The sequence below is a fragment of the Pedobacter endophyticus genome, assembly GCF_015679185.1.
Classification (GTDB): Bacteria; Bacteroidota; Bacteroidia; order Sphingobacteriales; family Sphingobacteriaceae; genus Pedobacter; species Pedobacter endophyticus.
Genome location: NZ_CP064939.1, coordinates 1,585,993 through 1,606,808, shown reverse-complemented (window position 1 = coordinate 1,606,808; position 20,816 = coordinate 1,585,993). Strand labels below are relative to the sequence as shown.

The following is a 20,816-nucleotide window of genomic DNA, read 5'->3' as shown; positions in this document are numbered from 1 at the left end:
GCAAAATGAAAAAGTATTTATCGAGCATCTTTATTATTTTGTCAGTACCGGGCTTTTTTTTAACCGAGTCGATGGCACAATCAACTAAAAAGCCAAACATCATTATCATTCTCGTTGATGATTTGGGCTGGGGCGATGTGGGTTATCATGGTGGGAACATTCCTACGCCAAATATCGATCGGTTGGCAAAGCAGGGAATAGAGTTAAACCGGTTTTACACAGCCGCTGTTTGTTCGCCAACGAGGGCTGGGTTGCTTACTGGCAGATATCCGGATCGTTTTGGATTGCGGAAAAGTGTAATTCCGCCCTGGTCTGATTTCGGGGTGAGCACCGATGAGGTTTTTCTGCCCGAGTTGCTCAAAGCTGCGGGGTACAAAAACAGGGCCATGCTCGGTAAATGGCATCTTGGTCATGTCGCATTAAAATATCATCCGCTAAACAGGGGCTTTACCCATTTTTATGGTCATTTAAATGGTGCTATTGATTATTTTACCCACAAACGGGAGGGTGAACTAGATTGGCACAATGATTATAATTCGAGCTATGATGTTGGATATTCGACTGATCTCATTGCCGATGAAGCCATTAAAAACATTAAATCGTATCAGGCACAATCGCCGTTCTTTCTTTATATCGCTTTTAATGCGCCACATGGCCCGCTGCAAGCGAAAGCAGCTGATTTAAAGCGTTTTGGTTACGATGCCAGTAAGCCGGTTTTTGCCAATGGAGGCAAAGAAGGCTATGAGGGCAGGGGCAATACTAAGCAACAAACTTATGCTGCTATGGTGAACAATTTAGATGAAAACATTGGGCGGATATTAGCAACCCTGAGCAATCTCAAACTTGATGAAAATACCATTGTGCTGTTTCAGAGTGATAACGGTCCGGCGCCAAATGAGGCGGGCTCCAGCGGAATTCTGCGTGGCAAAAAGTTTACGCAGTGGGAAGGCGGCGTAAGGGTTCCAGCAATTATCAGGTGGCCAAACGGTTTCAAAGGCGGTTGGAAAAGTGAACAGGTAACTGGTTTTATCGACGTTTTGCCAACTATTCTGGCAGCTGCTGGCGTGAAGCAAAGACCAGAAAAACCGCTTGATGGAATTGATGTGCTTCCGGTACTACAACAAAAACAATCGGTCATTAATCGCAACTTCTTTTTGGGCGATGGTGTTTTGGTGAACGGAGAATGGAAAATTTTTGAGAAATTGGAGCCAAATGCTGGCCCGAAACGTGCATCTGATTTACTTTATCAGATTGATAAAGATAGTAGCGAAAAGAACAATGTAAGCGCCAAATATCCCGATGTTTTTCAGGATCTTAAAGAGAAATTAGCGCCGTTTGATGCCATTAAAGCGCCCTTAGAGGTTGCTGGTTTTGATGTGGGTAAAAAAGGTTTTGTAGCGCCAAAAGAGTGGAAAGTTGCGGGATTCCGCTAGTCAGGGTTTGTAACGTGACTTTGTCAGCCCTCGCTAGTCAGGGTTTGTAACCCTGACTTTGGTAGCTCTGGATTTAAAATCCAGCACTATTTAGGTCGAGATTAGAAATCTCGACCAGCAGCGTGCGTTAGCCGTTCGCTAATCAGGATTTGTAATCCTGATTTATTTAGCTCTGGATTTCAAATCCAGTGTTATTGAGGTCGAGATTAGAAATCTCGACCAGCGGTGATTGACACTATTCGCTAGTCAGGGTTTGTAACGTGACTTTGTTAGCTCTGGATTTTAAATCCAGCACTATTTAGGTCGAGATTAGAAATCTCGACCAGCGGTGAGCGCTAACCGGGGTTCCGCTAGTCAGGTTTGTAACGTGACTTTGTTAGCTCTCGCTAGTCAGGGTTTGTAACCCTGACTTTGTTAGCTCTGGATTTCAAATCCAGTGTTATTGAGGTCGAGATTAGAAATCTCGACCAGCGGTGATTGACACTATCCGCTAGTCAGGGTTTGTAAACCTGACTTTGTTAGCTCTGGATTTCAAATCCAGCACTATTTAGGTCGAGATTGGAAATCTCGACCAGCAGCGTGCGTTAGCCGTTCGCTAATCAGGATTTGTAATCCTGATTGACCTAGCTCTGGATTTTAAATCCAGCATAAGTTAAACCAACACTGAATAAATAATCAAGCCTAAACAATTGATTGGGCTTAATAAAAATCACCCTAATAAAAACAAAAAATGAAAAAAGTATCACTTGTTTTATCGCTTTTAGGATTAACACTTTCCCTATCTGCACAACAAAAAACAAATGGAAATTGGTCGGCAGTTAAAGGGAAAATAGCTTCGCCCTGGGCTGAGGAACTTAACCCTAAAAATGTGCTGCCAGAATATCCCCGTCCGCAATTTCAACGCAAAAACAATTGGAAAAGCTTAAACGGATTGTGGGATTATGCTATTGCCGAAAAATCGCAACGTCCCGCTATTGATCAGGGAAAAATATTGGTGCCATTTGCAGTAGAATCGTCGCTTTCTGGTGTAGGTAAAACCGTAGGAAAAGATAGTTTACTTTGGTATAAAACAGCGTTTACCGTTCCATCGAACTTAAAGGGCAAAGAAATACTTTTGCATTTTGGTGCAGTAGACTGGAGAACAACGGTAAGCCTGAACGGGAAAGTGGTTGGCAAACATGAGGGTGGTTTTGATCCATTTAGCTTTAATATTACCCCGTTTTTAAAGAAAAGTGGTACCCAGGTGCTAACTGTAGAAGTTTGGGATCCTACGGATGACGGAACGCAACCTCGGGGTAAACAAGTTAAAAACCCCAAAGGAATCTGGTATACACCAGTTACCGGAATTTGGCAAACGGTATGGATAGAGGGCGTGAACAAAGCACACGTTGATCATATTAAAATGACACCCGATATTGATAGCCAAAGCCTCGAAGTTATTCCCTTTGTTGAAAATGCAGGGGCTGGCGATCAGGTTAAAATTTCTGCCTGGGATGGAAGCAACAAAGTGGCTGAAGAGGTTTCTGATGGTAAATCGGCTGTTAAGCTAAAAATCAATAACCAAAAATTGTGGAGTCCAACCAATCCCTTTTTGTATAACCTCAAAGTAGAGTTGATCTCTAAAAACAAAACCGTTGATGAGGTAACAAGTTATTTCGCGATGCGCAAAACTTCTATCGGGAAAGATACCGACGGAATAGAACGCATGTTGTTGAATAACGAATTTGTTTTTCAGTACGGCCCGTTAGATCAGGGTTGGTGGCCAGATGGCTTATACACCGCCCCAACAGATAAGGCACTAAAATTTGACATCGATAAAACGAAGGAGATGGGCTTTAACATGATCAGAAAGCACATTAAAGTAGAGCCCGCCCGTTGGTATTACTATTGTGATTTAGAAGGTATGCTGGTTTGGCAAGATATGCCTAGTGGCGATTTAGGCAACAGATGGGAAAACCGTCCGGGTGTTTTAGATCGTCAAACTGATCAGAACCGGACACCAGAATCTGAAGGATATTATAAAAAAGAGTGGAATACCATTATGGAAACACTGCACAACTATCCTTCAATTGTAGTTTGGACGCCTTTTAACGAAGCCTGGGGCCAATTTAAAACGATAGAAATTGCAAAATGGACGAAAGAAAAAGATCCATCGCGACTGGTAAACACAGCGAGTGGAGGTAACTTTTTTCCCGTTGGCGATATCATCGATTTACACAATTACCCACATCCTGCCATGCCGAGTCCTGAGTATTTTGGAAAAGATTATGCCCTGGTTTTAGGCGAGTTTGGCGGCCTGGGATTACCCGTTGATAACCATGTTTGGCAACAGAAAAATAATTGGGGTTATCAGAGCTTTAAAAATAAAACCGATCTATATAATAAATACGCAGAATTTGTAACCCGGTTAGAATCGTTAATAAAAGTTGGATTATCAGCTGCAGTTTATACGCAAACTACTGATGTAGAGGTTGAAACAAATGGATTAATGACGTACGATAGAAAGGTGTTAAAGTTTGATGAAACAAAAATGAAAGAAATTCATAGCAAGCTTTATCAGGTTACAGTACCATTAAAAAAATAAAACTGATTTATTATTTAAAATAATGAACAATAAACGCCGCATTTCATCGATGCCGGCGTTTATTTTTGTTAATAAACTGCTCAAAATTATACACCGATTAGTTAGTATATTGATGTCCCTATCAATAAGAAAAAATAATGAGTACAATTCAATCAGCCCAAAATCTACCCAAAAAACAACATTTTGCAATTCTTGATGGCCTAAGAGGAATTGCAGCCATTTCTGTAGTCATTTTTCATTGTATAGAATTTGCTGCTCCAGATTATCACGATAATTTCGTAGCTCACAGCTATCTGGCTGTAGATTTTTTCTTTTGTCTCTCCGGATTTGTTATCGCCTACGCATACGATACCAAGCTAATGCGTATTGGGGTTTGGCAGTTTTTAAAATTGCGTTTAATTCGGCTCCACCCGCTTATTTTTGTAGGCGCCATTATTGGTTTGCTCGCTTTCGTTTTCGACCCGTTCAGTAATCTGTATGAACAATATGGTGGTTTTAACACCTTTCTAATGTTTTTATCTTCCGTATTCCTCATTCCTTATCCCATTGTAACCGAACGCTACTTCAATATTTTTCATCTTAATCCGCCAACATGGTCCTTGTTTTGGGAATATATTGCCAGCTTTTTTTATGCTGTGCTGTTGTTTAAAATAAAAAACAAAACCTTGTGGATATTAACCGGGCTTGCAGCTTTGCTTTTGTGTTACCAGGCCCATCGATCAACCTATCTGGGGGTAGGTTGGGGCGGTGAGAATTTTTGGGGCGGAGGTGTTAGAATCACCTTTTCTTTTATGGCGGGAATGCTTGTTTACCGTTCCAAATTCGTTATTCGTTCTCGTTTAGGCTTTTTCTCCTTAGCCACATTATTAGCACTTGCCTTCCTATTCCCTTATACCGGTCGGTTCAACCGTTTTATCGATCCCCTTATCGTAATCTGTTATTTTCCACTTCTTATTTTATTGGGTGCAGGAGCAAAATCATTATCGCAAAACCATCTCCGGATCTGCAATTTTGCAGGAAATATTTCGTACCCGCTTTATATCATTCATTATCCGTTTTTATGGATTTTCTTAAGTTATATCGAAAAAACAAAACCCAACATGGCCGAAATGCGAATTATTATTGGGGTAGGGGTGGTTTTGCTAATACTTTTAGCGCAAATTGTTTTAACCTTTGTTGATATCCCAATAAGGAAATACCTGAGCAAAAATGTGTTGATCAACAGTAAAGTAATGCATAATCCTAAACCTCACCCTGTGAACGTTTGAGTTGAAAACCTCTCCCTAGTAACGTTCGGGTTAAAAGCAATGCCTTTGCTTTCCCTTCCGACTTTTTCGGAAGGGATGTACAGACAGAACAAAACCCACCGAAATTAATAGGGAGAGGTTTAGCTATTTAATCCGTCCGCTTTCATTTTCCAAAGCCGAGGTTCGGGTTCTTGGCCCTTTTGAGTTTCCGCTCGAGAATTTATAACCAAAGCTCAGTTTCAATTGCCTCGTTTCAAAATAACTATAGTTTCGAATGGTAAAGTCGCCCACACTTTGAAACGAGTTGGCCCGGCTTCCCTTAAAAACGTCGCTGAAAACGATTCTCAACGTTCCATTTTTTTGAAAGAAACTCCGCTGCAATCCCAGGTCTAGCTGGCTGTTGGGTTCGAAAAACTGGTTTGCGCCGATGAGCCTTTTTGAGTTATAAAAGCCCATAATTTCGCCAACAAAGCCTTGCGGAAATTTGAAAGTCTGTTGCAGGCTCAGTCGTGAAGCAATTTGCCTCAGGTCGAGTTTTCTTCCATATCCAAAGTCGATGTTGTTTTTCAGCCCGAAAAGTGTTCCGTTAAATGTGAGCTCCCACCAACTAAAAGGTTTTAACGATTGCGTCAAAGTTAATGCAATGTGTTGCTGGTTACCTATATTTCTTGGAATCATCACAATCTTCGAAGCCCCGATCGTATCCGTTACCTCTACACTAAAGTCGTTGGTATAAGTGTAGCTTAGCCCAATAATGGTTGCGCTTTTATGCACATACTGTATCAAACCACGGTGGCTGATCTGCGGCTTTAAGAACGGATTTCCTTGCCAGAAAGATAGTTCATCCAGCAAATAGATAAAAGGATTGAGGCTTTGATAGGCCGGCCGGTCTATTCTTTTCGAATAGCTGATTGAAAAGCTATTTGCGGGCGAAGCCGTTAAGCTGGCAGAGAAGAAAGGGAAAAGGTTTGTGTAGTTTCTGTCGATCCGTTGCTGATTGCCCGAAATCTGCGAAATTTGTTCAAGCTTACCCGTAGATGCTGAATTTTCCATCCGCAGTCCCCCTTGAAGCTGCCATTTGCCAAATTGTTTTTTATAATTAAAATATCCGCTGCTGATCTTCTCCCTGAAAAAGAACTGATTCGACCTCGAAGGATCCAGCACTTCACCTGCCTGCTGAACTTCGAGAAACCTCGAGTTGTTCGATGACGATACCGTTGAATACTTTACACCCGTTTCTAATTTTCCTTTCCAAAGGTTACTGTTATAATCCAGTTTAACAGCGCCTAAAGTAATATCTATTCCGTTTAACGAGCGATAAAGATTGTTGCTCAATACCGTTTCATCAGCTAAAGTATATCTATTCGTTTGCAGGTTGCCGGCCCGCTTCGTAAAACTGCCATAATCCACATCAACGTTCAACACCCTGCCCAATGTATCTTCATATTTATAATTTGCATTTAAATTATATCGCTGCGTACCCTGCGCATAATAGTCGTTTATTGCAGTTAAAGTTTGTTCAACCAAATTGGTCGATGCCAAGCCAATTTCAGTTTTTGTATCCGTTATTCCGCCTCCAAATAAAAAGTTTCCATTCAGTAATACCCCAACCGTACTGTTTTTATTAATCACAAAATCTGCTCCCAGTCTCGATCCAATTTTATTTCTTTTATCCACATCATCCGTAAAACTGTTGTAAAACCTGCCCTCCTGAATCCTGTCGCCTCCATACAGATAGGAGTAATACCCCAAAAAATGACTATACGTACCGTAAAGGTTAAATCTGTTTTTTCTAAAGTTGATGGATAAATCCTGACTGTTTCTAAAGTAAACGCCATAATTTAACCCCGTGGTGAGGCTCATGTTCAACCCTTCTACAGTTGATTTTAAGGTTTTAACATTGATAATTCCGGCGGTACCTGCGGCATCATATTTTGCTCCGGGACTGTTGATAATCTCAATCGACCTGATATTGGAAGACGACATTGTTTTAAGTAACTCGGCAACTTCTCCATTCGATAGATAAGTCATTTTCCCATCAATCAAAATCGATGCGCCAGCCTTGCCATTCAACGAAATGGAATTATCGCTGCCTACGCTCACCCCCGGGGCCCGTGCCAGTAATTCGAGCGCATTTGTACCTTGCGCACTGATGCTTTTCGAAACATTAAATACAATGTTGCCATCGTTCATTTCGATTACCCTTTGGTTACCACTCACTTGTACCGACTGCAAATTTTTCGACTTGGGCAAGAGCCTGATCTCTCCAAAATGCTGAATTGCGGCTGCACTTTCATTTAATGGAAATTTAACAATCAGATCTTCATAACCCAGAGACGTCAACTTCAACGTAAGGCCCTGATGTTTTTTTATTGGATGAGCAAATTTGAAATTTCCCTGTTCATCCGCAATGGTGCCACTAATGAGGATTCCCGTTTCGAGAAGTGAAACCGTTGCAAACGGAACGCCCTGATGGTCGGGATTAATAACCCTACCCGATATCAGCCATTGATCGGCTTTCGGTTTCTGCTGTTCCGTTGTCCGGCTGCGGATCACAATCAACGATTCTGAAAGGACTTGAGAAAACAGATTCTTCGAAGAGAGTATACTGTCTAGCAATTCACTTACAGCCAGTTTATTAACATTTACAGAGATCAACATCGTGTCCGGTACCACTTCATCGCTATATACGATAGCGTACCCACTTTGATTCTGAATCTGCTTAAATAGCTCTACAATTGGTTTTTTATCCAATTTTACCGTAATTTTTGTCTGCTGGGCATTGGCGCACAAACTAAAAATAACAAACAGTACGAGCGTAATAATTTTACAGCGGTATTTTTTATCTGTCATATCCAATGCTTTAAAACCAAATTAGTTGCCCATCCGCCTGTTTTCTTCCTTATTGCTTTGCTCAATGTTGTTCTGATTGAATTTTTTGCCGAGGCTGAAATTATAACTAAAAGAAAGGCTAAAGTTGCGGGTTTGCCGCTTTTGATAAAAATCGATAATTGTACCGTTGTTTATCGAAAATTCCTTCTCGCGTACCGTATTAAGTACATCAGAAACGTAAAAGCGCAACACACCTTTTTGCTTAAGTATTTTTTGCGAAAGCATCACATCAACGTAGAACATATGGCCCAAGCGGGTATTACCCGAAAGCGACGGCGATTTATATTCGGCAATTACATCCAACGTTGGGATTTTCTTAAAGCTGATGGTTTGCATAGATTTTGCCGCCAGCGTAGTTTTGCTATTTCCTAAAGTATTGGTAGAGGCCCGTGCCCGGTAAACCGAAAGATTAGTATTACTCTGCCAAATTTTTGTTAGCTGATGTGAGGCGTTCATGTTCATACCGTATTCGCGGCCATTTTTAAAATTAAATGATTTATATTCAACCACATTGTTCTCTATAGTATTCGCCAGCAGGGCAATCAGGTTATTGGTTGCAGCGTAGTAAACATCTACATTGTAATGGCGTAAAAAGTTGTAGCCCGCCTGTATGTTGTGTGTATATTGCGGAAGCAGATCAGGGTTTCCCGTTAAAACCATAAAATCATGAACCTGCAATCGGTAAGGGTTCAGGTCGTTAAAAGCCGGACGTTGAAGCCTTTTTGAATAATTGAGAAATACAGACGATCCTTTATCCTCATTTAACGTTCTCATGAGGTATACAGATGGAAAAAGGCCAAAGTATTTTCTTTTAAATGCATCTGCCGAGGTAACCGAAAGGCCATTAGATATGGTTTCCTCAGCCCTTAAGCCAATCTTTATGCTATTTGGGCCTATTGTTTTTTCCAGCGTGGCATACAACATGGCCAGCTGTTCCTTATACAAAAACCGGTTACTAATGGAGGGATTATTTACCCAAATGCCCTGAACATCATTTTCGCTTATGCTCTCGTTATCCCTTTCAATAGCGCTATATTTTACGCCACCTTTAAATTCGATTTTATTTTTCCAGGTTTTGGTGTAATCTGCCTGTGCCGCATAAATTTCCGTACTGCTTGGTGTCAGCGTTCTCGAAAGCATGCTTTTTAACGGGTTAGTGTAGCTGGTTGAAAGTTTGTTCTCCTCGTTTTTAGCATTTTCAGAGTAATCGCCAATAAATTTTAGTGATGATCCCAAACTGTCTATCTTCCATGTATAATTAAGCGTTGTACTGTTAAAATTGATCTTCCTGTCCCAATCCGAACGGGCATAACCCAATTGCGCAACACTGGTTTGGTACACAATATCCGTTAAAAAGAGCTGGGCAAGTTGGTTTGTCGATCCCGTATTTTGGATAGCGATTGATTGTTTTGAAGAAATATCATACACCGCACTCACGCGATACTGATGCCGCGAAATATTGTTGCTGCGGTTTGTTTTATTGCTAAATGTGCTACCATCAGGGTAAAAAACTGTTTCCTCGCCAAACGATGAGTTTCTGTCTTTCGTGTACGAACCGTTTGCAGCAACATAAAGTTTTTTCACTTTGTAGGCCACAGATCCTCCGCCACTCCAAAGTGATTCTTTTCCCTGCTTTTGGTATCTGCCGTATAACGACCCATTCATTCCGTCTTTCCGCGATTTCTTGAGGATGATATGCACGATTCCACCCGTTCCTGCGGCCTCAAATTCTGCCGGCGGATTAGAAATGACTTCTATTTTACTGATATCTTCAGACCTTAACGACTTGAGGTATTCGGCAAGGTCATCCTGCGACATGCGCTGCACCACATCGTTAATCATCACCATTACAGACTGGTTGCCCTTAATTCTGATACTGCCATCCTGACTAACCCATATTCCGGGCGATTTTTGGAGCACCTCAAAGGCCGATAATCCCTGCGCTAACGAACCGTTTTCTACGTTAACAATGTATCTGTCGGTTTTTCTTTCGATAAGCGGCCGGTTGCTGCTAATGTTTACCGTTTGCAAATGCTGTGCATCCTCAAACATCACCAACCGTTTCAACACAGCCGTGTCTGCCTGCTTAAATGAAATTTCAAGCGGCTTATAACCGACACAAGAAACCAAAATTTGATAGCTATAATCGGGCAGAAAATCATGTTTGAGCTGATAATTCCCTTTATCGCTACTAAAAACCTTTTCAATAATATCGGCCGAGCGCATTAAGGTAATGGAGGCGAAGGGAATGCCCGCCCCGTTTTTGTCAGCTATCGTTCCATTAAACCCCTGTTGCGAAGTGATGCTAGTTTTGAGCTGATTATTTGCCTCAGCACCCACCGCAATGAGTTTGTCAGAAATCATTTGGAAAACCAGTTTCTTCTCTTTAAAAATGCGCTCAAGCACAGCGGCGGTCGGCGTTGTTTTTACATTCAGTGAAACTTTCATCGTATCCTGTACTATTTCATCACTATAAATAAAAACATAGCCACACTGTTTTTCTATCTGCTTAAACAACGTTTTAAGCGGTTCGTTCCGTAGCGCCAGCGTCAACGGTTTTTCCTGAGCAGAAACGCTTACATTTGCTATCCACACCAAAATCAGCAATAGGAGTGCCTTCCTCATTCTTGCTCCTTAATAACTACCAACCGCTTATTGATTGTATAGGTTAACGGATAAGATAATTTAAGCGAGGTTAATGCCTGTTCGATCGTTTCATTTATAAATAGCCCACTAAAGCGTTTCTCTTTTAATGCTTCACTTTGGATATTGATCTTTACATCGTACTTTTTCTCCATTTTAACTGCCAGATTCTTAAGTTTTTCCTTGCTGAAAATAAGTGTGTCCGCTATCCATCCCGTCTCTTTTAGCAGTGCCGATTCATTTACAATCTCCAGTCCGAATTTATTTTGACCATCCTTTTTATCACCATTGTACACCACCTTTTGGTTGGGGTATAGCAACAGGCTGCTGTTTTTATCCTTTCTGTTGCTCACTTTAATCAATCCCCTTACCAGTGCTACTTCAATACCGTGGTTGTTCTTTTCCGTTCTTACGTTAAATGCCGTTCCCTTTACTTCGATATCGATATTGCCGGCGTGCACAAAAAGAGGGATGCGGTTATTTTTTACAACATCAAAAAAGGCTTCCCCTTCAATTGTAATTTCCCTCGCTTCCCTTCCAAATGCTTTGTTGTAGCTTAAGGTCGAATGTTTATTTAGCCATACTTTGGTGCCGTCGTTAAGCACTTTAAAAGTTTTTGCATTTGTAGTCGTCAGCTGTTCAATATCAGTTAACGGTTGTGGGTTTATGAGTTTGTAAAGCAGCAAACCAATTAACGAAATGGCAATTAAAGCAGCAGCACCCTTAAGCCAGAACCCCGAATAGCGAGAAAATTTAGGCCAATAATGGTGTTTACCGTTAAAATGGTCGTTCTCGTTGGCATCAATCGTGGCCCAAATTTGATTCAGTTGCTGTTGGCCATTCGAATTATACGAGGTGTTTTGCTTTGTTAAATAATTGTCGAGGTGAGCTGATAAATCCCGGTAGTATTCGTTTTCACTGATCGTTGTGTCCAGCAGTGCCCTATCGTCGGCATCAATTTCACCAGAAAGCTTTTTCGAGAATAACTTAATGAATTTTTGTCTGTTCATCATTCCATGCATTTACATTAAAGACAGTTGTAATTTAGCAACTACTTACTGCGGCTATAAAAAAAAGGAGAGGACCCGCTGCGCTGCTGTGTTTCGCACTTTCTTTGCCTGGGGATGATAACCCAGGTAAGTACTTAGCGTGTCGGCAAGCGATTTTACTGCTTTATAGAGCTGGTTTTCTACCGTTCTGATCGAAACGCCCATAATTTCGGCTACGGCTTTGCTTTTTAATCCATCTTCTTTAATCATGATGAATATCATTCGGCGTTGTTCAGGAAGACCCGCCACTGCCTCGTTAAGCAGTCGGAATAATTCCTGATCGACAAGGCCAGAAACGTCGGTAACCATCGCTGGTTCAACAGATGGTTTTGCTGTTGACCAGGGGCTGAAAATCAGTTTTCGCCTTTTTTCAGAGCGGATTAAATTAAGGCAGGCATTTTTTATGGAAGTATATAAATAGATCTGCGGATTGCTTACCCGGGGCAGATTGGCACGTTTTAACCAGAGTTTTACAAAAAGTTCGGAGGTGATTTCTTCGGCACTTTCTAAGTTTTTAACATACTGCATCGCCAGGCACAGCAGTTTGTGGTAATAAAGGCCAAAGAGCTCGTTGAAGGCAGATTTATTTCCCTGCTCAATTTTTTTAAATAATGTTAAAATCTTCAGTTCTTTCTCTGACATCAGCAGGCAATCTCTTGTAGTTCTGTGCTTTTTGTTAATAAAGACACCGATGTTTCAAGATATACTTATTCTAATGAAAAATAAATTATTTCAGAAAATTTACAAAAAAGACATTTATCCGCTCGTTTATTTTACGTTGCCAAAAAGCCGCTGCCAAAAGGTTGATTTTCAGCATAACAAACAATTTCGTAGGGTGGGAAATCGCCCTTTCGAGGAAAAAACTATGTTTTCTATGTGCCTATGTGGTCGAAAATTTATACTGCAGGCATTAGCTTTTCAGTTAGCTCTGGATTTTAAATCCAGTGTTATTAAGGTCGAGATTAAAATCTCGCTCAGCATCCGTGCTAGTTAGGCAACCCCGCTTGTCAGGATTTGTAATGCTGACTCAGTTAGCTCTGGATTTAAATCCAGTATTTTTCTACTGGTGGGTGCCCCATCCAACAGCACTATTTATCGGCGGGCGGGGGATACCCACCGATAGGGAAGGGAAAAAAGCTATGTGTTCTATGTTTCTATGTGGTCGAAAATTTATACTGCAGGCATTAGCTTTTACAGCAAGGTGTAAAGCATGTTGGTGGTTAAATACACACTATAGATCAGGTTTTGTAAATCGTTACAAACTGCTTTACACAAGCCGCATTCCTCAGTGCCGATGTAGGCTATCTAATTGGTTTTTTGTACTTTGATCATCAATACTGATAGGCTTTTTCCATTTTTGATCAATCCCTTCACCTGAACACAAAAACCTTAAATAATAGAATATATTCAACTATTAACTAACGATAATGGAAGCGCACAAATGGTTGATATAAAAAACCTGAACATCGGTATTTTACACAATAGTTATCTTAAACAAGGGGGCGAAGATGCCGTTGCCAGAAATGAGTATCAATTGTTGGTGGCGCATCATTTGAAGGTTCATTTTTTAAACTTCAAGAATCCCGAAGGTACCCTCAATCAATTTTTTACATTCATTAATTTTTTCTTTAACCTGTATTCATTTATTAAATGTTATAGCTGGTTAAGGCGAAACAAAATAAAGGTTTTACATGTGCACAACTGGTTTTTTACCGCCTCGCCATCTATTTTATGGGCAGCAAAGTTACTTAAGGTTACGGTTTTTGTCACCTTGCACAATTACAGAATGATCTGTCCATCGGCCACATTAACCCACAACGGGAAGCCGTTTCTTAACAGTATGAGCAATAGTTTTTCGTGGCAGGCCATTAAAATGGGTGTTTATCGCAACTCGTCCCTTTTAACCTTTAACCTCGTATTTTCCAACTGGCTGCACCACAAACTGGGCACCTGGCAATTAGCCAAAAAGTACATTACGCTAACCGACCATACTAAAACGGTGTTTGAAAATAGCTACCTCAAGGCGCTAACCACAAAGTTTGTAACCAAACCGAACTTTACGCCAGCGCCAAAATCAACAAACCAACCGCGGGCCGACGATCATTTTCTTTTTGTGGGCCGGTTATCTGTTGATAAGGGGGTAGAAGTACTTTTATCCGCCTTTCAGTGTTCCGAGCATAAGCTAACCATTATTGGCGAGGGGCCATTGCAGCAAATGGTAGCGCAATTTGCCCGCACGCATAAAAATATTACTTATCTGGGCTTTCAAAGCAAAGAAGTTGTTGAACAGGAGCTGAACAAATGCACCGCATTACTGTTTCCATCCATATGGTACGAAACTTTCGGCCTGGTTATGATTGAAGCTTTTGCCACATCAACCCCCGTAATAGCAGGCAATTACAGTTCGGCCTCGCTAATTGTGCAGCATGGTTATAACGGCTTACACTATGAGAATGGCAACGCCATGAAATTAAAACAAACGCTCGATAATTGGATGGCATTTGATACTGCAAAACGAAACCGATACAGGCAAAACGCCTATCAAACGTATTTACAAAAATATACGGCAAAGCAAAATTTCGACCAGCTTATGGACATTTACCAATCGGGTTTAGCAGATGATTAGGATGGATAAAATAATTACAACGAGTTGGGACGATGGTCATCCGCTTGATTTTCGGCTGGCCGAACTGCTCCATAAGTATAACCTTAAAGCAACATTTTACATACCTAAACACAACCCGCAAAATGTGGTAATGGGCGAGCATGACGTGCATTTACTGAGCAAAACATTCGAAATTGGTGGCCATACCTTAAACCATGTTAATTTAACCAGGCTAAACGGCAATGCACTTAAAGAACAAATTGATGGATGTTATAACTGGCTAACGGCCGTTGTTGGGCAAAAGCCGGTATCATTTTGCCCGCCGTTTGGGGCCTTTAACAATACCGTGTTGCGTGCGGTTAGCCATGCAGGTTTTAAAACCATTCGATCTACACAACTGCTATCAACAAGCAGCCAGCAGTTGGTAGCCCATACCACACTACAAATGTACAAGCACACTACCTTAACCTACGCAAAGCATTTAATAAAACGGGCACGGGTAAACGATTTAGCTTTTTGGCTTTTGAGCGGGCCAACGTGTGATTTGTTCAAATTAGTAGATTTTTATCTATGCGATATTGACAAAAATGGCGGCTGCTTTCATTTGTGGGGCCACTCGTGGGAGATAGAAAAATTTAATTTATGGGTAAAGTTAGAATCGCTCTTGCAGCACCTTTCGCAACGCGAGGGTTACCACTATGTGGCAAATGCAGAGTTAGCTAAACGCTGATTGAAAACTTATTAATGTTGATAGGAGTTTTCAGCAATGGCGGCTTTCGTTTCAGAACGTAACTGCTCTGCTGAGTGTGTGGGAAATGATTTTTAAGCGGAAATTTGATTTATAAATGTTGTACACCCCGAAATGAGATTACAATAGGAATTACATACTGAGTTTGCGATCCAGTACAGTTTCGGCAAAAGTGTCGGCTTCTTCCAACTCTTTTATCACACGTGCAATGCTAAACTCTTTTTCCAAAAGCGCAATTGCGCCGTAGTTGGCTTTTCGGTTGCTTAACAAAAAGAGGTTGTACTCTAATTTCTTTTGTCTTTTGATGTTGTCGTCTTTCGTGTCGCCATCCGGCAGGGTCGCAATCACGGTGTTTATCGCCGACAATTCTACCGTTAGTACCTCAATTTCTGAAGTAACCTCTACCGTTGTATTCGCATAGTTTTCTTGTTGGCGTTCTAACGAAAGTTTCTTAAACGAGAGGTCTTTTTTCTCCTTTTCGATGAGAGCCAGCACGGTGTCGCAGTCCGCAACCGTTGTTAATGTTGATACTGAATAATTCATAATAAAATAATTTTGGTAATAAATATTCCTAATAGTAGTAAAATATCTTTTAAAGGAACAGTTATAGGTTTCATTTTTTTGTATGATTATAACTACCGCCATCTCTTGCTCAAAACAACAGTTTACTTTATTAATGCTCCCTATTTTTTGCCAGCTGAAATTTCTGCGCCGAAAAAGAGCCCCTGTCGTCGCTTAAACGAAGTTGGAAACGTTTTTTTTGGAAACAAAAAAAAGTTTCCAAGAAAAGTGTTTCGCAATCCCGAAACGATTTTTCACGAAACAAAAAAATGTTTCTGACAATTCTGTTTCGAAAAAGGATTAACTTGGATGAAAATTTCAAAGCGTGAAAAAATTAAGGGAACAACTGGGCTTAAACCAATCCGAAATGGCGAAGCTGCTTGGCAGCAGTAAAGCCACCGGAAGCTTGTACGAAAAGGGCGCTCGAGAGCTTAATGCCAAATCGCTGAATATGTTAACCACGATAGAGTTTTTGCTGCAAAATCCGGCCGAAATCTGCGTGACCGATAAAATTCGCCTTAACGAACAAAAGGCCTTAGTGGCTATGCTTAAAAAGCTGGCTTATGAGCAGAAGCGTGCAGAACACAAGCATGAGCTAGTGCACGAAAAACTTTTGCGCATGCAAGAGGTTTACGCCTGCAACCAAAAACTCTGGCGTTTGCTTAATGAATTAAAAACAAATTTAAAAGGCCCCGGTGCCAACCCTTTTATTGGCGTGCTGGAAGTGAGGTGTTTGGATAAACTTAAAGCTTGCGGCCTCGATCAACAGGTTGCCCTCCACCATCAACTGGCTATCCTCGATGCCGAAATGGCCTCTGCAAAGCAAATTATTGAAGAATATGAAGGGTTCGGGCTGCCAGATTGGGGAAAAGATGAGTTAACGTAGTTGTAGGCAACCACGCTAGGCAGGCTCGTAAATCCTCACTCAGTTCAACGCTGGATTAGAAATCCAGTGTTAATTAGGCCGAGATTTGAAATCTCGCCCAGCGTCTTCGCTAATTAGGCTCCCCGCTAGTCCCCGCGCTAGTCAGGATTTGTAATCCTGACTCCACTAGCCCTGGATTTGAAATCCAGTATTAATTAGGCCGAGATTTGAAATCTCGCCCAGCATCCGCGCTAGTTAGGCTCCCCGCTAGTCAGGATTTATAACTGACCCCACCAGCCCTGGATTTTAAATCCAGTATTATCAAGGCCGAGATTTGAAATCTCGCCCAGCATTGAGCACTAACAATCCCCGCTAGTCAGGATTTGTAATGCCACTAGCGCTGGATTAGAAATCCAGTATTAATCAGGCTGAGATTTGAAATCTCGCCCAGCGTCTTCGCTAGTTAGCCCCCCCGCTAGTCAGGATTTGTAATCCTGACTCCACTAGCTCTGGATTTGAAATCCAGTATTATTGAGGCCGAGATTTGAAATCTCGCCCAGCATCTTCGCTAGTTAGCCCCCGCGCTAGTCAGGATTTGTAATGCCTCCGTTAGCGCTGGATTAGAAATCCAGTGTTAATTAGGCCGAGATTTGAAATCTCGCCCAGCATCTTCGCTAGTTAGGCTCCCCGCTAGTCAGGATTTGTAATGCCACTAGCCCTGGATTAGAAATCCAGTATTAATCAGGCTGAGATTTGAAATCTCGCCCAGCAGCCCCGCTAGTTAGCCCCCGCGCTAGTCAGGATTTGTAATCCTGACTCCACTAGCCCTGGATTTTAAATCCAGTATTAATCAGGACGAGATTGGAAATCTCGCCCGGCATTGAGTAATTACTCCCTTAGCGCTGGATTTGAAACCCAGCATTAGCCAGAATGAGATCGCAAATCTTGTAGCTTAAATAACCTCCAAATCAAACTATTTCTGGCAATAATGGTTAGCAACGTATGAAAATATCTCTCCTTACTTTGGTTTACAAGCGCAGGCCGGCCATTTTGAATATGTTACGCGGGCTTAGCGAAGGAAGGAAATTACCTGCCGAAGTGGTGATAGTACACATGAATGAGCCCATTTATGAGCTGGCTGAATATCCGTTTCCCGTTAAGGAGTATACGCTATCTACTAGCGATACCCTGCCTCTTGCCCATGCACGAAATTTCGCGGTACAAAAAGCATCGTTTGATAATATGATTTTTTTAGATGCCGATTGTATTCCTGCCGCGGATTTTCTCGAAGAATATGAACATGCCTTTCACACATCCGATAGCCTTTTTTCGGGCCGAGTTGCTTATTTGCCAAAAGCTGTGATGCAGAAGCCAGATTTGTTGCAGGTAATGGCGCAGTTTGGCATTCCAGATCCCGTTAGGGGAGGCGTAGATCAATATCCTTTTCAACTGTTCTGGTCGTTAAACTTTGGCTGCTCCAAAACTACTTACACAAAAATTGGCGGTTTTGATGAGGATTTTTCTGGCTACGGTGCAGAAGATACCGACTTTGGCTTTTCGGCAAACAAACAGCAGGTTGAGCTCATTACCATCAATGCCATGGCCTATCATCAATACCATCCGAGCTACGATCCACCGCTGAACCACCTCGAAGCTATTGTAAAAAACGCCATTAAATTTAACGCTAAATGGCAAACCTGGCCAATGGAGGGCTGGTTGAAGAAGTTTTGTGCAATGGGCTATACCTGTTTTGAAAATGGGCAGTTACAGATTTTACGGCTCCCCGGTGCCGATGAAATAGCCGCTGCTTTAAAAGAGCGTTGAGTTTTTGAACGTAGAATAATAGGTTCGTTTAATATAGTTTGCCGCTTCGCTTGCCGCATCCCATCCAACAATGGCGCTCCAATCGGGTTTTAGCCCAATTGTATCAACAAACAAATCATGCCAACAGGTGCTGAATAGCTCATCGGTACGAACAATAGCTGCCAAATTCAGCTTCCGTAAAATTTCGGCCTTAACCACTTGCTCATCAAAAGGGCGCTCTTCCGGTATGACAATAAATCGCTTGCTCAACGCCGCTACTTCCATAACCGTGTTGTGGCCTGCGTTGCCAATAACTATAGCGCACCGGGCCAGTATGGCTTTCGGATCGGTTACATTGCCCAAAAAACTAACGTTCTTATAATCGTGTTCAGTGAGCTCCAAATTTCCAAGGATGTTAAAATGCCATTCTGCACAGGTTTTGGCAAGGTGTTGTATAAACGGGATATTAATGCTTGTGCCTCCGCGGCCAATCACAATGGCAATTTGCTTATTGGTTAACTTAGCTTCGTCGGGCTGAGGTTGATAACGGGATATGCCCCCCGCAAAAAATGTTTTCGCTAAGATCCAGGGCGCATCGTTGTCTTTCATTTTTTCAGGGTAAGGTGCAAGCAGGCCAACGGCATTATGGTAAGCCTGCAAATGCGGTAAATCGTTCCTGTTTCCATGTTGTTTCACCGTAATAAAGGGAACACCGCAAAGTGTAGCCAACATGGCCACTTCTACCGAAACATCGACCACCAGCAGCAAAGGGAAAGTGCTTTTAAAAAAATCTGTCATTAGGTTTACCCGTTCCCGCTGCCGCCTGATATTTAGTGGTGCATAATGTAAGCCTTGCGGGTCAAGAGGTTTAAAATCCAGGTCATCATCTTCCGGTGTATCCATCGGCAAATTTACCATGTTATACTCTGGCGGAATACGATCTGCATAAGCCTTAAGGTTACTACCCATAAGGGTTATGCCAAAGCCCGGAAGCATTTTTGCAATGGCAAGTGTGCGCATCATGTGCCCTGCGCCGTGGTGATGAACGTAAAAAGCAATATTACAACACGGAAACATTTTTTTGCTGTTCAATAGTGTCCATCAGTATCTTCTCGTAGGCCGCTGTTGTCCGTTCAATATTCAGCATCTTTTCAGCATACGTTCTGCAGTTTTCTCTTTGCAGGTGAATGGCACTGTTAATGCATTCGGCCAGTTCTGATGGGTTGGTGCTGCTGGTTAAGCAACCCGTTTGCGCATTAACGAGGTAAGGCAGCGCACCTTTTGCAATGCCCGCAACAGGCGTGCCGCAGGCCAGGCTTTCGGCAACTACCAGCCCAAAAGGTTCTTCCCAACAAGGGGTAATGACCGAGCATAGTGCATTGCCGATTAGTAAATTCAGTTCTTCGTGATCGCAATTGCCCAAAAGCGCTACATTGTCATCCAATAAAGGTTCAACATAAGTTTGGTAGTAATGATGATCGGCGATGCTGCCTGCAACTTTGATTTTGTAACCCGCAATTTTCGCGGCCTGAATGGCAATGTGAGTGCCTTTATCAGGATGGATACGGCCAAACCAAATCACATAATCGCCCGAAGGCCGATCGATATATTTCCAGCTGCCTACGTCTACACCATTTGTAATTACCTCGCAAGCGTTAAGGTAGGGCTGCCAGGCTATTGCATTCGAGTTGGATACACTAACATACCTTACTTTCCCCGTTTTCCGCTCGTGAGACATTGCCCTTTTCAGTTCAAAAATGGGTGGCGTGTGCAACACCGTAACCATAGGCGTTTCGATAAGCGTAGCCATGGTTACCGGAACGTAGTTTAAGCTGTTGTTGAATATTACATCGTGTTCTTTGCCATCAATATCCTGCATCAGCTCCAGGTAGGCATGGTGGGTAGAAATAAAATCTTCGCTAAGCTCGTGCGAACGAAACCTGCTAAAAGTTTCGCGGTCGTAATCGATATCACTCAGAATAACCGAAACGTTCAAGTCTGGATCTGAGTGTTCACTTGCATAAAGTGTAACCTGGTGACCTTTAGCGGCCAATCGTTTTGTAATTTCGTAGGTGAAAGCCTCAAGGCCACCCATAAAAGGTTTTTTAATCGGGTGTTTGAGATGCGCTATAATGCCAATATTCATAGGTACACAACCATGAACACCGTTACTAAGTTTTCGTTTTGTTTCAATGCGGTAAGCTGGCGACCTTTGTAAAGCCCTTTTCGGAGTTATTAAGCACTTTTTGGAGTACGAATGTTGGTGCTAGCGTCAGTGGGTGTCTAAATTTTTTCCACCCTTGGGTGTCCTCACGCAATAGCCTATATCGGCAGATAGGGACACGGCCAATAGCATTTAGTTAAGGATAAAACTAAAAAACATTGT

14 protein-coding genes are annotated in these 20,816 nt (G+C 42.0%); 7 read left to right on the top strand and 7 right to left on the bottom strand.

Features of this window, described 5'->3' with window-relative positions:
• Positions 1–5 precede the first annotated feature (5 nt).
• From IZT61_RS06450 to IZT61_RS06440, 3 genes are all read left to right on the top strand, one after another.
• On the top strand, positions 6–1,433 hold the full coding sequence (locus IZT61_RS06450) for a sulfatase-like hydrolase/transferase (RefSeq protein WP_196100356.1): 1,428 nt from the start codon (positions 6–8) through the stop codon (positions 1,431–1,433).
• Between the two features lie 730 nt (positions 1,434–2,163).
• Complete coding sequence (locus IZT61_RS06445) at positions 2,164–4,017, top strand: glycoside hydrolase family 2 protein (protein ID WP_196100355.1); 1,854 nt, start codon at positions 2,164–2,166, stop codon at positions 4,015–4,017.
• A gap of 137 nt (positions 4,018–4,154) precedes the next feature.
• Positions 4,155–5,285, top strand: a complete 1,131-nt coding sequence (locus IZT61_RS06440; protein WP_196100354.1) for an acyltransferase family protein — start codon at positions 4,155–4,157, stop codon at positions 5,283–5,285.
• 123 nt (positions 5,286–5,408) lie between these two features.
• Here the strand turns inward: IZT61_RS06440 and IZT61_RS06435 are convergent, their stop codons facing one another.
• From IZT61_RS06435 to IZT61_RS06420, 4 genes are read right to left on the bottom strand one after another with little or no spacing between them, the layout of a single operon-like run.
• Positions 5,409–8,117 (bottom strand): outer membrane beta-barrel protein, encoded by a 2,709-nt coding sequence (locus IZT61_RS06435; protein ID WP_196100353.1) that lies wholly within the window; start codon positions 8,115–8,117, stop codon positions 5,409–5,411.
• A 21-nt stretch (positions 8,118–8,138) separates the two neighbouring features.
• Entirely contained in the window at positions 8,139–10,781 is a 2,643-nt protein-coding gene (locus tag IZT61_RS06430) for an outer membrane beta-barrel protein (protein WP_196100352.1), read from the bottom strand.
• Positions 10,778–11,812 carry a FecR family protein gene (locus tag IZT61_RS06425; RefSeq protein ID WP_196100351.1) on the bottom strand — a complete coding sequence of 345 codons (1,035 nt, stop codon included), beginning with the start codon at positions 11,810–11,812 and terminating at the stop codon, positions 10,778–10,780. Before IZT61_RS06425 ends, IZT61_RS06430 begins: the two co-directional genes overlap by 4 nt.
• A 51-nt stretch (positions 11,813–11,863) precedes the next feature.
• On the bottom strand, positions 11,864–12,490 hold the full coding sequence (locus IZT61_RS06420) for an RNA polymerase sigma-70 factor (RefSeq protein ID WP_196100350.1): 627 nt from the start codon (positions 12,488–12,490) through the stop codon (positions 11,864–11,866).
• Between the two features lie 799 nt (positions 12,491–13,289).
• Between IZT61_RS06420 and IZT61_RS06415 the strand changes: the two genes are divergently transcribed.
• Positions 13,290–14,474 (top strand): glycosyltransferase family 4 protein, encoded by a 1,185-nt coding sequence (locus IZT61_RS06415; protein ID WP_196100349.1) that lies wholly within the window; start codon positions 13,290–13,292, stop codon positions 14,472–14,474.
• Position 14,475: 1 nt separating this feature from the next.
• Positions 14,476–15,183, top strand: a complete 708-nt coding sequence (locus IZT61_RS06410; RefSeq protein ID WP_196100348.1) for a polysaccharide deacetylase family protein — start codon at positions 14,476–14,478, stop codon at positions 15,181–15,183.
• A gap of 150 nt (positions 15,184–15,333) precedes the next feature.
• Here IZT61_RS06410 and IZT61_RS06405 read toward each other — a convergent pair whose 3' ends face one another.
• Complete coding sequence (locus IZT61_RS06405) at positions 15,334–15,744, bottom strand: hypothetical protein (RefSeq protein WP_196100347.1); 411 nt, start codon at positions 15,742–15,744, stop codon at positions 15,334–15,336.
• Between the two features lie 343 nt (positions 15,745–16,087).
• Here IZT61_RS06405 and IZT61_RS06400 point away from each other — a divergent pair, with 343 nt between their 5' ends.
• Both IZT61_RS06400 and IZT61_RS06395 read left to right on the top strand, forming a co-directional pair.
• Positions 16,088–16,648, top strand: a complete 561-nt coding sequence (locus IZT61_RS06400) for a helix-turn-helix domain-containing protein (protein ID WP_196100346.1) — start codon at positions 16,088–16,090, stop codon at positions 16,646–16,648.
• Positions 16,649–17,629: 981 nt separating this feature from the next.
• Positions 17,630–18,451, top strand: coding sequence for a glycosyltransferase family 2 protein (locus IZT61_RS06395; protein ID WP_196100345.1), 822 nt, complete (start codon positions 17,630–17,632; stop codon positions 18,449–18,451).
• Here IZT61_RS06395 and IZT61_RS06390 read toward each other — a convergent pair.
• The gene (locus IZT61_RS06390) at positions 18,437–19,507 is read right to left on the bottom strand and encodes a glycosyltransferase (RefSeq protein WP_196100344.1); all 1,071 of its coding nucleotides are present in this window, start codon (positions 19,505–19,507) and stop codon (positions 18,437–18,439) included. The genes IZT61_RS06395 and IZT61_RS06390 overlap by 15 nt on opposite strands.
• A complete protein-coding gene (locus IZT61_RS06385; protein WP_196100343.1) occupies positions 19,491–20,576 on the bottom strand; it encodes a glycosyltransferase in 1,086 nt (361 codons plus the stop codon). The genes IZT61_RS06390 and IZT61_RS06385 overlap by 17 nt, the downstream gene beginning before the upstream one ends.
• Positions 20,577–20,816: the final 240 nt, after the last annotated feature.

Coding starts and splice junctions, on each gene's coding strand:
- IZT61_RS06450 (WP_196100356.1), top strand. CDS start 6: ATGAAAAAGTATTTATCGAGCATCTTTATTATTTTGTCAGTACCGGGC.
- IZT61_RS06445 (WP_196100355.1), top strand. CDS start 2,164: ATGAAAAAAGTATCACTTGTTTTATCGCTTTTAGGATTAACACTTTCC.
- IZT61_RS06440 (WP_196100354.1), top strand. CDS start 4,155: ATGAGTACAATTCAATCAGCCCAAAATCTACCCAAAAAACAACATTTT.
- IZT61_RS06435 (WP_196100353.1), bottom strand. CDS start 8,117: ATGACAGATAAAAAATACCGCTGTAAAATTATTACGCTCGTACTGTTT.
- IZT61_RS06430 (WP_196100352.1), bottom strand. CDS start 10,781: ATGAGGAAGGCACTCCTATTGCTGATTTTGGTGTGGATAGCAAATGTA.
- IZT61_RS06425 (WP_196100351.1), bottom strand. CDS start 11,812: ATGATGAACAGACAAAAATTCATTAAGTTATTCTCGAAAAAGCTTTCT.
- IZT61_RS06420 (WP_196100350.1), bottom strand. CDS start 12,490: ATGTCAGAGAAAGAACTGAAGATTTTAACATTATTTAAAAAAATTGAG.
- IZT61_RS06415 (WP_196100349.1), top strand. CDS start 13,290: ATGGTTGATATAAAAAACCTGAACATCGGTATTTTACACAATAGTTAT.
- IZT61_RS06410 (WP_196100348.1), top strand. CDS start 14,476: ATGGATAAAATAATTACAACGAGTTGGGACGATGGTCATCCGCTTGAT.
- IZT61_RS06405 (WP_196100347.1), bottom strand. CDS start 15,744: ATGAATTATTCAGTATCAACATTAACAACGGTTGCGGACTGCGACACC.
- IZT61_RS06395 (WP_196100345.1), top strand. CDS start 17,630: ATGAAAATATCTCTCCTTACTTTGGTTTACAAGCGCAGGCCGGCCATT.
- IZT61_RS06390 (WP_196100344.1), bottom strand. CDS start 19,507: ATGTTTCCGTGTTGTAATATTGCTTTTTACGTTCATCACCACGGCGCA.
- IZT61_RS06385 (WP_196100343.1), bottom strand. CDS start 20,576: ATGAATATTGGCATTATAGCGCATCTCAAACACCCGATTAAAAAACCT.